At 54.5% G+C, this 14960-nt stretch carries 13 protein-coding genes; 9 read left to right on the forward strand and 4 right to left on the reverse strand.

Translation table 11 applies throughout. The features are described from left to right. Nucleotides 1–10: 10 nt before the first annotated feature. The 4 genes from BLW50_RS29225 to BLW50_RS29245 all read right to left on the reverse strand — a co-directional run bounded on the left by BLW50_RS29225 (nt 11) and on the right by BLW50_RS29245 (nt 4789). Nucleotides 11–592: a helix-turn-helix domain-containing protein gene (locus BLW50_RS29225; protein ID WP_170850452.1), complete on the reverse strand. Its 582-nt coding sequence runs from the start codon at nt 590–592 to the stop codon at nt 11–13. 336 nt (nt 593–928) lie between these two features. Next, nucleotides 929–2632, reverse strand: coding sequence for an asparaginase domain-containing protein (locus BLW50_RS29235; RefSeq protein ID WP_090710451.1), 1704 nt, complete (start codon nt 2630–2632; stop codon nt 929–931). A 27-nt stretch (nt 2633–2659) separates the two neighbouring features. Further along, a complete protein-coding gene (locus BLW50_RS29240; RefSeq protein WP_090710453.1) occupies nt 2660–3679 on the reverse strand; it encodes an ABC transporter substrate-binding protein in 1020 nt (339 codons plus the stop codon). A 102-nt stretch (nt 3680–3781) separates the two neighbouring features. Next, nucleotides 3782–4789, reverse strand: a complete 1008-nt coding sequence (locus tag BLW50_RS29245) for an ABC transporter substrate-binding protein (RefSeq protein ID WP_090710455.1) — start codon at nt 4787–4789, stop codon at nt 3782–3784. 396 nt (nt 4790–5185) lie between these two features. Between BLW50_RS29245 and BLW50_RS29250 the strand changes: the two genes are divergently transcribed. From BLW50_RS29250 to BLW50_RS29290, 9 genes are all read left to right on the forward strand, one after another. Then, complete coding sequence (locus BLW50_RS29250; protein WP_090710458.1) at nt 5186–5749, forward strand: thiamine pyrophosphate-binding protein; 564 nt, start codon at nt 5186–5188, stop codon at nt 5747–5749. After that, complete coding sequence (locus BLW50_RS29255) at nt 5736–6335, forward strand: thiamine pyrophosphate-dependent enzyme (protein ID WP_170850453.1); 600 nt, start codon at nt 5736–5738, stop codon at nt 6333–6335. Before BLW50_RS29250 ends, BLW50_RS29255 begins: the two co-directional genes overlap by 14 nt. A gap of 90 nt (nt 6336–6425) precedes the next feature. Further along, entirely contained in the window at nt 6426–7451 is a 1026-nt protein-coding gene (locus tag BLW50_RS29260) for a fumarylacetoacetate hydrolase family protein (protein ID WP_170850454.1), read from the forward strand. Between the two features lie 106 nt (nt 7452–7557). Beyond that, a complete protein-coding gene (locus tag BLW50_RS29265) occupies nt 7558–8370 on the forward strand; it encodes an ABC transporter ATP-binding protein (protein ID WP_090710465.1) in 813 nt (270 codons plus the stop codon). Between the two features lie 11 nt (nt 8371–8381). Continuing rightward, nucleotides 8382–9122 (forward strand): ABC transporter permease, encoded by a 741-nt coding sequence (locus BLW50_RS29270; protein WP_090710466.1) that lies wholly within the window; start codon nt 8382–8384, stop codon nt 9120–9122. Next, the gene (locus BLW50_RS29275; RefSeq protein WP_090710468.1) at nt 9113–9943 is read left to right on the forward strand and encodes an ABC transporter permease; all 831 of its coding nucleotides are present in this window, start codon (nt 9113–9115) and stop codon (nt 9941–9943) included. Before BLW50_RS29270 ends, BLW50_RS29275 begins: the two co-directional genes overlap by 10 nt. Before the next feature lie 142 nt (nt 9944–10085). Then, nucleotides 10086–10616 (forward strand): helix-turn-helix domain-containing protein, encoded by a 531-nt coding sequence (locus BLW50_RS29280; RefSeq protein WP_210186181.1) that lies wholly within the window; start codon nt 10086–10088, stop codon nt 10614–10616. Then, nucleotides 10570–11253: a helix-turn-helix domain-containing protein gene (locus tag BLW50_RS29285; RefSeq protein ID WP_139267781.1), complete on the forward strand. Its 684-nt coding sequence runs from the start codon at nt 10570–10572 to the stop codon at nt 11251–11253. Before BLW50_RS29280 ends, BLW50_RS29285 begins: the two co-directional genes overlap by 47 nt. Nucleotides 11254–11578: 325 nt before the next feature. Continuing rightward, nucleotides 11579–14959 (forward strand): molybdopterin cofactor-binding domain-containing protein, encoded by a 3381-nt coding sequence (locus BLW50_RS29290; RefSeq protein ID WP_170850455.1) that lies wholly within the window; start codon nt 11579–11581, stop codon nt 14957–14959. The last annotated feature ends 1 nt before the right edge of the window (nt 14960 follow it).

A 14960-nucleotide genomic window follows, 5' to 3' on the forward strand; every position in this document is an offset into this window, starting at 1 on the left:
ACAACCTCCCTCAGGATACCGCAGCAGCTTCAGCAATGGTGACGACGCAGAGAACTATGGCGCGTTTCGTGGATCGATTGGCCCAAGCTGTCTGCTGTTCTTGCGCCACGTGAAGCGCATCGCCCTCCGAAAGCCGCTCAACACGACTTTCTCCTATCGTGATCTCAAAATCCCCTTCGACCACATAGATGAAGAATGGCACGCCGATCGGCCGTTCGGCCTCCGGCAGCGCGCTCTTCGATGGAATGATATGAATCGAGCTGCGCATACGCGGCTGAACCAGAAGTCCCATCTGTGCGCTATACTTCGTCGTGCGTTTCGGCAGAGACCCTCGAATAATTTCCGGTGGCTTATCCGGTTCGATCGACGCCGCAATCAGTCGATCAACAGGCTCTTCGAGCGCTTCAGCCAACGCCAGAACGTTCAATAGACTCGGGCTACTTTTGCCGGCTTCAAGATCGCGGATCATTGAAACACTGACGCCACTTTCCACGGACAAACTCCGAAGCGAAATCTTTCGCGCTTCGCGCAGCGTCTTGAGCCGCTCGCCCAGCTTTCGAAGTTGTGTTTCCCCAAACTCAGTTCGCGCCACGAGCACTTCTCTTGATCAGCGGTTGGACATCGCGCGATGCGCGGGCATATCGCCTCTGCCAGCAATGAGAGCATCGAAAATCTGAATTGTCAAATACCATACGCATGTATGCTATTTGAAAATTCACTTTTGTCGACTTGAAGAGCTCTGTTTCCGAGATTTGACCTTCCACTCGTCGATACTGATTCCTCTCGCGCCACGTTTGCAGCACAGATCGGCGACCGGAAGCTCGGTCTCCTGCCCTTCAATGTCCCGCTCCCGCCCCCACTCTGCTATTCTTACGAAACAAATTTCGTCATTCATTTCGTACATCCCGATTAACTGATGCTCGCGGTCTCAATGTGATTCAAAGATTGCCTGATATTTTGCAACCGCGACTTTCAACGCCTCAATTTCCGTGACAGTTGGAGAATCGGGATCGCGAGCCGGCGGTAAGCTGCCGAGCTTCAGAAGGCTCGCCATCAAAAGAAGCCGCGCTTTCGTGGCCGTCAGATTCGACGCCGCTATTTGAAACTCGTGCGGGTCGGCAAAACCTTCTGGAGTTCCACGCCCGACTTTGACAACTGGCATGCCGCAGAATGAGGCCCGTATCAGTGCTTTATGCCGCGCCTGCGAGGGTGTTATTCCGTAGGGTGTAAGTCCTTCAACCACAAAGCCAGCGAGAAGCCCCATATCAAGCTTGTGGTTGATGGAGGCCATCAGATCGACCTCAAGCTCAGGATCATCGCCGAAATCGATACCCGAGTAACTCCCATCCTTCATGATCGAGACGATAGGAATGGCATCCGCAAGCAGCCGCCCCTCAGAATCTTTAATTGCAAGATCGACGTAATCGATGCCAGCCACCCCTCGACGAACAACTTTGACCGAACTGGGCAGTTTGGTGAGTCTCAGCTCGGACGTATATGTGTGTTTGTAAACGGGTAGATAGGTGAGGTGGATTCGACCACGATGGGTCACCTGCCCAATGATGCCCCCATGCCCACCCGTCGCATTAAACCCTCCCGGACGTGCATCCACTTTGGCCACCTCTCGGGCCGCGAAGAATTGCTGATCCTGAGCGAGAACAACCCCAAAGCGATTGCGTCCTTGATCATCGGCCCAAGCCCGCGAAGAGATAAACTCCACCGCATCGAGAAGATTTTTAGGGCCATCGGCACTGATTTGGCCTTGAGGCCGCTGCGCAGCGCAACCGCATATGGGCAAAGTGGTATCAATCAGAAGGTTGAACCAGTATGCAGTTTCCTCGATCTGCGGGCTACCTTGCGTCCATATTATGCCATCATACGCACCGCTCAGTGCAATGGCTTGCATATCATTGGTTTCTCGAGCCAACACTGGACGTGTGGGACTGGAGGCCAAGTGGTAAGGCTTATAGGGATAGAAGTCTTTTCCGAGAACTTCTTGTGAAATGTCACCCGCACCCATATCGGTACGTAGATGCGCAGCCAGCCCCTTGGTGAAACCGGCAGGGGGGGCGCTTCGATAGAAATCAACAACGGCGCGGGAGGAAATCTGGCTCGCCATGCCATCTGCCCCAAGGGACAAACGATCAATCTCTTCAAAACCTCTCGATCCGTCCGGAAAGAAGCCTTGGCGAGCAAAGCTACTCGGCGCGCCAGGGTAGGCACATTCTTCTTCCCAAGCGCGCCCGTCGGCCTGTAGCGCCATATATGGCAAAGGATATAAGCCATCGTCGGGATGAAGCTCGATTTCGTAGACGGGCTTGTCGTCGCTCCCAACCCGGACTTTGCGGAACTGACCGTCCGTTCCGAGATAGCCATCTGGCGGCCCGTAGAGTTCCGCAGCATCACCTTCCAGAGGATGCGCGGAAAACTGTTCCACATAAACCTTGGCCGGAGCCGCCAACCGTTGCGCGCGCAATCCATCAAACTGTGGGAGGCTGCCGTCTCGGTTCAATCGAGGCGGCAGACCATGCCTCAGGCGCGCTTTATTGGATGTGACAAGCGGCGGGGTATTCTGGATCGTCGCAGCCGCACCAGACAGATGAGCGATACGGAGTTTGGCTCTATCGTTCATCGTGCGCTCCCCAAACCTCTCCACCTTCTATTGCTTCCTTAGCCGCGCGCCGGCTTCCAAGGTGATAGTCAAGTCAGAGTATTTTTTCACATCTATCGCGCGCCGGATAAACCCCAATTCTTTCTGCTTATCGATATTGGATTGCATCGCCTCAAGGTTGGGTAGAGCGTTTGGATCTCGATAGTTATCCTTGCTCGTAAAGACCCAGCTATCGAAGAACACTCGCGGTTGCTTGGTAAATGCGACGACGATATCGACGGCTTCTTGGTGGTTTTTGGGATCGAGATAGAAATCTCGTGCACGCAACACGTCCTCCATGAAGTCGACCATGGCGGAACGATTCTTTTGCAAAAAGCTCGCACGCGCTGCCCACAATAGCGTCTGCTCGGGGCCCATACTGTCGCCACGCGCGAAAAGCATACGGGAATTTTGCATCAGTTCCGGATCATAGGCGAACGGAACCACCGCCGGTATCAGATCGACTTTGCGCTCCAAAAGCATCGCCTTCATACTTGGGAGAGGCGCTTCGATGATGGTGACGTCACGCTTGTCCTCCATCTTGTGGCTTCGCAACGCGACGCGCAACGCAATGTCCACCGCACCTCCGACCCCATTGGTCGCGAGGACTTTGCCTTTTAAGTCCTCAATCGTTTTCAACGGGCTGTCTTTGCGCACAAGAAACCCATCCGCAAAATAGCCCGGTATATTGCCCTGAATGTCGTCGGCGAAAGCGCGAAGGTCTTCCATCTTGGCATTCTCAACGGCCAGAGCGAACGATGAATAGGCCAGCAGCGCGATATCCAACTCGCCCGCATACAAGGCCGTAATCATCGGAGGGCTGCCATTGAACCGTATCGGCTCCAGCTCATAGGTCTTCCCTAAATGCTGTGCGATACCCGCCTTGGCAAACAAAATTGGCGCCAAATTGGTTGGAGCGGCGATCCAGCCAATACGGATCTTGGGCAGGTCGGCGCCCTGAACGATTGGTGCCTTGCCCATCAGAAAGGCGATAGATAAAACAGCCGCCAAAAAACGAGGCATACGCATCGGTGCGCTCCTTCTATCCGTCTATTCGACAAGTCGTTGGTAAGTGCGATGCAAGTCCTGCAAGAGTGCCGCCCATAAGCGGACCACCCTTGCGGGAACAGGTCATTTTGGCCGAGCAACGGCGGCGTCGATTAAACTGACATCTATATACGGCGCGACATCGATCCGGTTCTTGAGGAAGCCAGATTCATACTGCGTGTCGATATTGGATTGGAGAGCTTTCGCATTGGGCCGAGCCTGCGGATCCCGGAACGCATCCTCTTCCGTAAACACCCAGCTATCGAAATAAGACCGGGGCTGCTTGGTGAAATCGATCACAAGGGCGATCGCTTCTTCTCGATTCGCAGGATCCAAATAGAAGCTTCTGGCCCGAATGACGTCCTCCATGAAGTCCGTCAAAGCCGCACGATTTTTCTGGATGAACTCCGATTTTGCGGCCCACAGCAGAGTCTGCGTGATACCAACATACTCGCCTTGAGTGAAAAGAACTCGAGAGGCATTCTTCAATTCAGGATCATGCGCGAATGGAATGGAGCGAGGAACAAGATCGACCTTCTTTTCGATAAGAAGCGCTTTCATCGATGGCAGCGGCGCCTCGATAATGGTGAAATCTCTCTTGTCTCTCATGTTATGGCGGCGCATCGCCGTCCGCAGCGCGATGTCAATCGCTCCGCCGGCTCCATTCGTCGCAAGCACCTTCCCCTTCAGATCCTCGATCGATTTGATGGGGCTGTCTTTTAAAACGAGATAGCCCTCCTGAAACCGACCGGGAACATTTCCTTGAAAATCATCCGCGATAACTCGAAGGTCCTTCATTCGTGCATTTTCGACAGCTAGCGCGAATGAGGAATAGGAAAACAAGGCGATATCGAGCTCTCCCGCGCCCATCGCGGTGATCATCTGCGGGCTTCCGTTAAAGCGGATCGGCTCGACCGTGTAGCTCTTTCCAAGATGCTTAGCGATGCCCGGCTTCGCAAACAGTATGGGCGCCAGATTGGTCGGCGCGGCCATCCAAGCGATCCGAATCTTAATCGGCTCGGCCGCCTTCGCAGCCATCACCCCGGCGAGCAAACAAACGCCCGCAATAATGCCTGTTTTTCCAAGACGCATCTCATCCTCCCCTACGCGACGCTTAGTTCATTTGATATCACATATTATGCAATCTGCAACTTAAATAAGGAAGCCGCTCCGCTATTACCTCTCACACTCGGCACCCACGACATTGCTTTAGTCGTGCATAATACAAATAGCTGATCATTTTTTGATCTCTGCCTTAGCCTTTATATCCGATTTATCATCAAAATTTTGTAGACAGCCAGGACCTTAAATGATGTATACTACATATAATCACTGACGATCGAGCCTCTCTCATACACCGATCAGCACCCGCGCATTAAATTCATATAAGAGAAATAATATTCCAATTGACATAATTATCGAGGCGGTTCACGATCGCTACATTGAGGAGAGCCTCGATAAATTCGATTGGCGTGTCTGGGAGGATCAATGTCGGCCGCAAAAGCATCCCCGGCCCGCGCGGGCTACAAGCACGATATGGGCGCGATAAGATCCGCCCATCTGGCGCTTAAGGAAGCCGGTATCAGCTTCGCCGCCCATCTTCCGGACACAATCAACTATCCGCTGATCCACGCCCTTGCGGACGATCCCGATTTTGTTTCGGTAAGTTGCTCAAGAGAGGACGAAGGGGTCGCCCTCGCCATGGGTGCCTATCTAGGCGGGCGCTGGCCTGTTCTGTTCACCGAGGGGTCCGGATTGGGCTTAGCGGGGCTGGCACTCGCACGAGCCGTGGTGCAACGCACTCCCATGCTCATTTTAGCGAGCCACAATAGAGCTCTGGGTGAGCGTCATGATTATGCGGCGGCGACCCGGCGCGTAACCGAGCCACTGTTGGATGCTTTGCGAATTCCTTATGTCGTCGTTATGCGCGGCGCCGACCTGCCTCTACTCATAAAAGAAGCTCAGATGACGGTGTACGGAGATCGATGCCCAGTCGCACTTCTTTTGCCTCGACACGCTTTGCATGCGGAGAGCGCCCATGAACAGGCATGACGTCCTCCAAATATTTGCGCGCTATCGCGAAGAAAGTCCCGCGGTTCTGGGGCCTAGCTTTGGAGGGCGCATTCTCTACGCTCTCGCCCATCGGCCAGCCACCATCTACAATATGGAGCTAGGTTATCCCACAGCTGTGTGCCTGGGCCTGGCGCTGTCGCTACCTCAAGAGCCAATCTATGCCGTTGAGGGGGATGGCTCGATGCTGGCCGGCCTTGCAACACTCACGACAGTGGCCCGGTACGCCCCGCCAAACCTAACCATTCTCGTGATCGACAACCGCGCTTACGTGACAACTGGCTCCATCCCCTCGGCCACGGCAACAGGATCTGATCTCGCTGCGATTGCGCGAGGCGCTGGCCTGACGGAAGTATACTCCGCGCACGACACCTACGAGTTGGAACAAGCGTTCTCTGCCAGAGAATCGCGGCGCGGTCCCTTCTTCATCGTCGCCAAGATCGATCAAGAGAATATGAGCGAAGTCGGCGTATCGTCGGCCATGCCGTTCGACATCGTCGAATCGAGCATTCGCTTTCGCAGAACCCTCGAAGACAAAGGTTTGGTACCGCCTATTTGGGCGGTTTAACGCGGCACCTATTTGCTCGTCATAAGGCTTCGATGGCTGGGCCGCCAGATAGGGGATGGCCTGTAACATTTTTTTAAAATGGGAGAACAAATGTCAGTCGTGTATCGCCTCGCAACAGTGTCGCACCGGTCGCATCCCTTCGTGGTGCTGGAAATTGACGGCACTCTATTCGACTTCAACGCAGCCTATGAGGCTTTCAAAGCCGCGACGGGTCGTCGCGACTTCTTCAAAGCCCGGCACAACTATTCGATGCTCGATATCTTGGAAGAATGGGATCTATTTGACTCCATCCTCGATGACGTCGCCAACTACCTGGTTCAATCGAAGCCTAACTTCGCCTACTCTCCTAAAGAGGTGGAGTTCTGCCCTCCCATTCTTTATCCGGATAAAGTTTTAAATGCGGGCTCAAACTTCTATGATCATTCCAAGGAAATGGGAGCAGCACCTCCCGAACCCGACAAGCAAGAGCCCTATTTTTTCTACAAGGGATCAAAGCACACTCTGATCGGACACGGCGACAAAGTCAGACTGACCCCAAGGTCGGACTACACCGACTGGGAGGCCGAAATCGCGGTTGTGATCGGCCGTACCGCTAAGAACGTCAGTAGAGCGGATGCATTCGATTATATTGCTGGATATACCTGCTTCAATGACATTTCCGCGCGCGATCGCATGCGTCGCTGGAACGAAACATTTGATTACGATTGGTTCTCCAACAAGGGCAATGACAGCTTCGGCCCGATTGGCCCCTACATTCTTCCGCGTAAGTTCATGAGCGATGTTTCGGACATTTCGATCAAATGTTTCCATAACGGAGACATGGTGCAGAATTACTCGACGAGCAATATTATCTTCGAGATTCCTCGCCTTATCGAAACGGTCAGCTCTGTTACGACCCTTTCACCGGGCGATGTCATCGCTTGCGGCACGGGCGCCGGGGCAGGAATGGCCAATGGAATTAAGGTTGGGTGGAATGAAATGGAGAAAGTTTTCGAACACATGTACGCGGGCAAAGCACGCTTGCTAAAGGCCGGCGATGTGATCGCCGTCGAGATTGACGGTATCGGAAGATTGGAAAATCGCATCTTCCCAGCCGCGAACGAGCAGCTGGCATAGATCTAATAAGCCGTTTGACGAGGGCGCCTATCTGTAGAACGGAATGACTTTTCCGTCCGGATAGACGCTCTCGCAGCTGCCAACCACGATAAGCAAGAGGCAAGCGATGCGGATTTCATCGGGGCGGGCCGATGTGATTGATGTGAATACAAGCGATCAGACAGCACAGATTGTCGTCGACGGCGTCACCCACACTTATCGACCCAAACAGGGGCGTCAGGTGATCGCCTTAGATAACGTAAGTTTGACGGTCGCCAAAAATGAGTTTGTCGCCCTGCTGGGTCCATCGGGCTGTGGCAAGTCGACTCTGCTTTATCTTATGGGTGGATTTCTACCGATCGAACAGGGATCGATATCCGTCCTTGGCCGACCCGTGCGGGAACCTGGGCCGGATCGCGGTATCGTCTTTCAACATTTTGCACTATTCCCCTGGAAGACCGTCCGTGCGAACGTCATGTACGGTCTCGAACGCAAAGGGATTCCGCGCCAGGAAGCGACCCAGAAAGTTCAGGACATTCTTGCTCAAGTCGGTCTCAGCGGATTTGAGGAGAGCTACCCGTCCCAACTCTCGGGCGGAATGCGTCAGCGAGCTGCCATCGCCCGAACACTTGTCCTGGATCCGACGACTCTTTTGATGGACGAGCCATTTGGAGCATTGGATGCGCAGACCCGCCATCTGATGCAAATCGAACTTCTGGCGCTTTGGCGACGCTCTCCCAAAGCGGTCGTCTTTGTGACACACGACGTACATGAAGCAGTTCTGCTCGCTGACCGGATTTTCGTAATGTCGGCGCGCCCCGGGCGATTGAAGTCGGTTATACCGACGAATATCGACCGCTCTGATCCAGACTTCGTGAAATCGCAAGTGTTCGTGGATCAGGTTGAAGAAATCTGGCACCTCCTGCACGAAGCGAAATAGGGCGACCTCCCATGATGAGCGGCGTCAAAAGAAACATTAGCATCCTAGCTCTCGCCATTTTGTGGGAATTGGCCCCGCGGGTTGGCCTGGTGCGCATGGATTCGTTACCACCCATTTCGCATATCGCCGTGGCTTGGTTTCAGCTCGCTCGCGATGGCGAACTTTTCATCCACGCTGGAATGTCACTCGGACGGGCCGGCGCGGGGCTTCTGATCGCCGTCATAACGGGAAGTGTCCTTGGAGTATCGATGGCGACCTGGACGCCCATTCGGCTCCTCTTCCGTCCGCTCATGGAAGCCTTTTATCCCATACCAAAATCGGCACTCATACCCGTGACCGCCCTATGGTTGGGCCTTGGAGACGCCTCCAAAGTTGTTCTTATAGCTCTTGGCTGCATTCTCCCGGTGACCATAGGCGCCTACAATGGCGCCCGAGGCTGTGAGCGCGTTCTGATATGGTCGGCGCGGGGAATGGGCGCAAGCAAGCTACGCACGCTCATAGACGTCGTTGTCCCAAGCGCCCTCCCCGAGCTTCTAAACGGGATTAGAACGGCCCTCGCCCTTGCATTTGTCCTTTTGGTCAGCGCGGAACTCATCGTCGCCAAGAATGGCCTAGGCTATCTCATCGGCCTTCTCGGTGGCACTGGCCAGTATGACGGGATGTTCGCTGTTGTTTTGACCATCGCCGGCATCGGATTGCTGGCCGATCGTCTCTATGCGCGGTTCACCAGTTCGGTGCTCTCATGGCAATAGCTCCCAACCTCCCATCCTCTCAACGCAAGTTCACGATCCAGATTGCAAAAGCGATCGTTGACCTTCTGCGCAACTACGGCTCCCTGCTGGTTCTGCTGCTGGTTTGGGAGATCGTTGCACGGATGCAGATCGTCTCTCCCTATATGCTGCCTTCGTTTAGCGATGTTCTGGCTCGATTTTGGACTGAACTCGGGGATGGAACATTCCCAGAAAATCTCCTTGAAACGATGAGGAGAGCGCTACTCGGGTTTGGGATCGCCGTTGTTGTGGGAGTTGCAATCGGCTTTATCATCGCCCGGAACGCAACGGCGAACTGGCTCTTAACTCCCCTCATCTCGCTGGGCTTTCCCTTGCCCAAGATCACCTTCATGCCCATCTTCATTCTGTGGCTTGGAGTGTATGATAGTTCAAAAGTCCTCATGATCGTTTGCGATGCGATCTTTCCCGTCATCACCAGTACCGTGGCTGGAATTCAGGGCATGGATCGATACCTTATCTGGTCCGCGCGCAATCTCGGCGCTCGCGAACATCATCTTTGGTACACAGCGATACTCCCCGCGGCCGCGCCCCAGATTCTCAGTGGCATAGAAGTCGCCCTTCCGATCGCTCTGATTATTGCCGTCATTACCGAAATGATGCTTGGTGGCGCTGGCCTGGGTGGCTCCATGATGGAAGCCTGGAGATTCGCGGATTCTGTTGGCGTTTTCGCCGGCTTATTCGAACTCTCGGTCGTCGGCCTTCTTCTCATTCAGATTATGAGCGCTGTCCGTCGCCGCGTCCTCAGATGGCACCCAGAAACCCAAACGGGATTGATGTCCTGAGCGGGCCGAGCCGACGATCTTGACTTTTCTTATAGTGTCAACATAGACACCTATTAGAAACATTAGGTTTGGATCAATGCCTCGGAAGGTAACAGCGCCCGAAGACCCCCTTCAGGAGGAGGGGGCCTTTGGCGAACAGGAAATGATGGCTCTTGGCCGCGAATTCCGCAGGCTACGTCTTCAACGAGGCTGGTCGTTGCAACGCTTGGCGACGGAAAGCGGTATTAGTGTTGCCGGTATTCAGAAGATCGAGCGCGGAAATACCAATCCAAGCTTGCAAACGGCCGTCAGCCTCTCCGACGCTCTGGGACAGCCTTTGCCGGATTTGGTCACCGCGGCGCGAGATGCAATTCGATCCGTGACCATGGTCCATGGCTCTCCACAGGCCATCCCCGACACAGCCGTGGACCTCTCAGGCGCGATCGGAGACCGTGCGATGCGCGCCGAAATCCTGAGCTTGAGCCCCAAAAAGAGTGTCGAGAAAGAATTGAAGAAAGCTCCGTTGTTTATCTATGTACTTGAGGGAAGCGTTTCGCTCCAATTTCCAAACGGCCGTTTTGAACACCTTCGCACGCAAGACGCCATTCATCTTCTCGATGAGGTACCCACGCGTATAGAAAACTCTGTTGGCCGCCGCAGTCTTCTTCTCTGTGTTTCAGATCTGCGAAACTAAGCAGAATTTACTCCTCCGGCTCAACAGTAAGGAAGGTACGGGCAAGATGGCTCATAGCGACATAGAGCCGGATGACGAGGCGCAAAAAATCGGTGAGCGATTGCGCAATATGCGTATGTCCCACGGACTAACGATCGGCCAGTTAGCGAAACTTTCCAACGTGCCTGCGAGCACCATCAGCAAAATTGAAAACGGACATCTGCGACCAAGCTTAGTGAATGCGATTAACCTCGCCCAAGCATTGGGGGAGAATTTGGGCTTCCTCATCGGACGCTACCGCGATTCACCGCTCTCACAGGTCGTCGTTCGCTCTTTCGCTCGCGAAACCATTCATTATGATGACATGGGCTTGGTCCTCCAGGACGTCAGTGGCCACTTCGTACCAGGCGTGCTCGAAGCGCGGATCGGAATTCTCTCCAAAGGCGCGGGCTCTGGCGGGCACGACATGAGTCATGTCGGCGAGGAGCTCTGCTATGTCATAGCAGGCAAAATTTCTTATCGCATTGATGGACGGGACATTCTTCTTTCAGCCGGCCAGTTCATCCAATTTAAGTCCAATACGCCGCATTCGTGGAGATGCGCGTCCGGCAGCGAAGCCACCGTTCTATGGGTTTTCTCCGATGGTCTTTCTTTCTAAGCCGCACGATGCCGAAGTATCGATCGGGAAGAAACAGCGTACGCATAGGCCCCAACAGATATCTTGCTTGGAGCGAGGCTTAGCGAGGACCGTCGACGGCATCTTTTCGGCGAACACTCATTGCAGATACGAAAAATATTTGACGAACTGAAATTATGACGTACTATTTATAATAAGGCCACCCGATCCGAGGAACCCGTGACACGAGCTGAGAGCATTCAACAGCTCGCCTTCCATGGCAAAAGACATCAGGCATTCTTAGTCGGCATGCACGCGCCTTACCCAGCGCATGCCGCCGTCAAGACTGCAACTTCGGAAACGGGTCATGCCTTCTTTTGAAAATGGAGGTGTGAGATCCGCGATGACGGTAGTCGGCGCTCGGACACGGCATGTTGATTGGAACGCGATAACGAGCGGCAGCGCGCTCTATACTGCGGATGTATCACTAGACGGCGAGCTGATCGCCATGGTCCTTCGTAGCCCTCATGCCCATGCCGAAATCATCGACATAGAAGTCACTCGGGCTCGATCTCTGCCAGGCGTTCATGCGGTTCTGACCGCCGCCGACGTTACCGAAAATCGCTATCTGGATTATCGCGAGCCCGATCGGGATCGACAAATTCTGGCCGCCAAGGTCGTTCGCCATATCGGAGAGCCGGTTGCCATTGTGGCTGCAGCAACCGCTGAAATAGCGGCACAGGCCATCAATCTCATTGCCGTTCGTTATCGCCCGCTCCCCGTGCTCGATTCGATCGAAAAATCTCTCGCACGAGCAGCGGCAGCCATACATCCTCATCCAACAGAGAAGAACGTTGCGCTTGGTGTGGATCGCTCATTTGGGACTGCTTCTAAGCATCCCTCCGCTTCAAGGCACTTTCTGCGAACGGCTTACCGATCGAGCCGACAGACGCATGCGACCATGGAGCCACACACAGTCAAGGCCCATTGGAGACCGGACGAACGTTGCCTGCATGTTTGGGCGCCTTCGCAGAATCCTCGCTTAATACATCGTGATCTCGCCCAGCTCTTCGGTCTTGCTCCCAACGAGGTTCGCCTTCACGAGGTATCTATTGGCGGCGACTTTGGAGGACGCACACAGATATCCAGCACAGAGGCTCTGGCATGCGCTCTCAGCCTGGCAACGGCCCGCCCAGTTGCCTTGTATCAATCGCGAGCGGATGAGTTTGCCTTCACAAAATGGCGCTTGTCTTGGGATATCGATCTTGAGCTCGGTTGTGACGCCAACGGCAAAGTCACCGATCTTGTCGCAAAATTCGATGTCGATAATGGCGCCTACAACCAAGCCGGACCGGGCGAGATGCTCTATGGCTCCATTGCGCTCGGCGCCAGCTACCGCTGGCATAGTTATCAAGTCAATGGACGCTGTGTTTACACCAATAAAACATCGGCATCCTCATTTCGGGGCGCAGGCGGCTACGCTGTGAACTGGGCGCTCGAATGCGCCGTGGATGAACTTGCCGAGGCCGCCGGAATTGATCCAATCGATTTTCGTCTTACCAATGCGATCGCAGAGCCCGGAGAAACATCGGTCACCGGTTGGTCCATTAAATCAGCCGCGCTGCGGGAATGCCTGACAACCGCCCGCCGAGAGATTGGTTGGGACGAGAAACGCAAAATCAGTGGCTCCGGTCGCGGTGTCGGTATCGCCTGTACGATACATGTGACGGCCCTCTCACGCGATTACATGCTGAATTCCACTTGCGCTCTTGATGTGGAAAGCGGCGGTTCCATTCGAATCCGCTCAGGTTGCGGCGATGCAGGCACCGGCCAGAAAACACTGATCTGCCAAGCCGTCGCGGACGTTCTGGATGTTCCGGTGGAACAAATATCCATCGTCACGATCGATACGGCCACGACCCCCCACGATGCGGGAGCTGGCGCATCCCGTGGCAGTTTCGTATCGGTCACGGCAGCGCGATTATTGGCCGAGAAAGCCCGGACCGAGCTTTCCGCCCTGGCAGCTGCGCACCTTGATGCTGATATTGAAGATATTCAATGGACAAGTGGCAGCGCCCGTCGAGGCAACCACACGATCGATTTAGCTCAACTGGTGAAACTGACCGGAAACGGCATTTATTCTGTCGAGGCCCAATATATTGGCAAAAGTCACGGGCCCGATCCTCAAGGGTATGAAGACATTGCACCTACCTATTCGTTCGCAGCTCATGCGGTCGAAGTTGAGGTCGATCAAAAAACCGGAATCGTCAAAGTTCTCAATGTCGTCGCCGTTCACGATTCTGGAACCATCCTGAATCCCATCAGCGCCCAGGGACAGGTCGAAGGCGGCATCGTCATGGGGATGGGTGCCGTTCTCGGCGAGTCCCTCATTTTTCAAGATGGCCGCGTCGTCAACCCGACATATTCCGATTATGTGCTGCCGCGTGCCAGCGATATGCCGAACATAAAAACCATATTTGTCGGAGAGGCGGATAATTTAGGACCTTTTGGCGCCAAGGGGCTCGGCGAAATACCTTTAATTACGATAGGCCCAGCGATCACCAACGCTATTCACAACGCCGTTGGGATACGACTGAAGGAAGCGCCGCATTCTCCAGATCGCGTCCTTCAGGCGCTCAGGACCAGAGATGGGGCGCCTCAACATGCCGGGAAAATAGCTTTCCGCCCGGAACGGTGGTGGACGGCCTTCGTACGTCAACTGTACCCACGAGGGCTCTATCAAGGAATGCGCTGGTTCGCCGCGCATCTTGATCAACGGCATCCACCCAGTCCCATCGGAACGTTTCATAAGCCCACGTCCTTATCCCAAGCGCTCCTTCTTCTGGATCACACCCAGGCCGCAGCTCCCATCGGGGGGGGCACCGACATTCTCGCTCTTGAGACCAGCGGGCTGCCGGTACCCGAAACCATCGTCGATCTGACGGCCATCAACGAACTGAAGAAAATTGAGATGCGCTCTGATGGCTCTCTCTCTATCGGCGCTGCAGTTACGCTTTCCGAACTTTCCACCAGCAAATTCTTCGGCTCCGCACTCGTCGAAACAGTGCTGCAAATCGCCACGCCGCAGATACGCCAGTCGGCAACGCTTGCCGGCAACCTCGCTCAAGCCAAACGATGCTGGTTTTATCGCAATGGATTTGACTGCTATAAACGCAGTGGCAGCAGTCGTCCGTGTTACGCCATAACTGGGGATCATCGCTTCTACCACGCAATACAAGATGCGCATCGCTGCCAGGCAGTAACACCCTCGGATCTAGCTACAACACTGATAGCGCTTGATGCCGAAGTTGAACTCCGGACGGTAGACACCTCCCGGCGCGTAGATATCGAAAAACTATATATCGGCCCAGGTGAGCTTGGCGTGAGACCGGGCGAGGCGATCACCTCGATCACCATCTCAGCCAAGGCCAGGCAACGCGTCACACTCTATCGGAAGCTATCGCTGTGGCATGGCGGATTTTCCATAATGAACATATGCGTATCCGCTCAGATCGATGAAACTGGGATCGCATCGGATCTACGCATCGTCATAGGCTCTGTTGCGCCCACACCGTCGAGAGAGCGTGACTTGGAGAAGGCGCTTATAGGTCGCCGCGTCGACGCCCAGGTGATCGACGAATGCGTTCATCGCTGGTTATTGCGCACGCACCCTCTTGAACATAATCATTGGAAAGCATTTGCCGCAGCCAATGTTGTTCGAGAGATTTTGTCGGCGTTGTTTAGGTAGA

The organism is Beijerinckia sp. 28-YEA-48, assembly GCF_900104955.1.
GTDB lineage: Bacteria > Pseudomonadota > Alphaproteobacteria > Rhizobiales > Beijerinckiaceae > Terripilifer.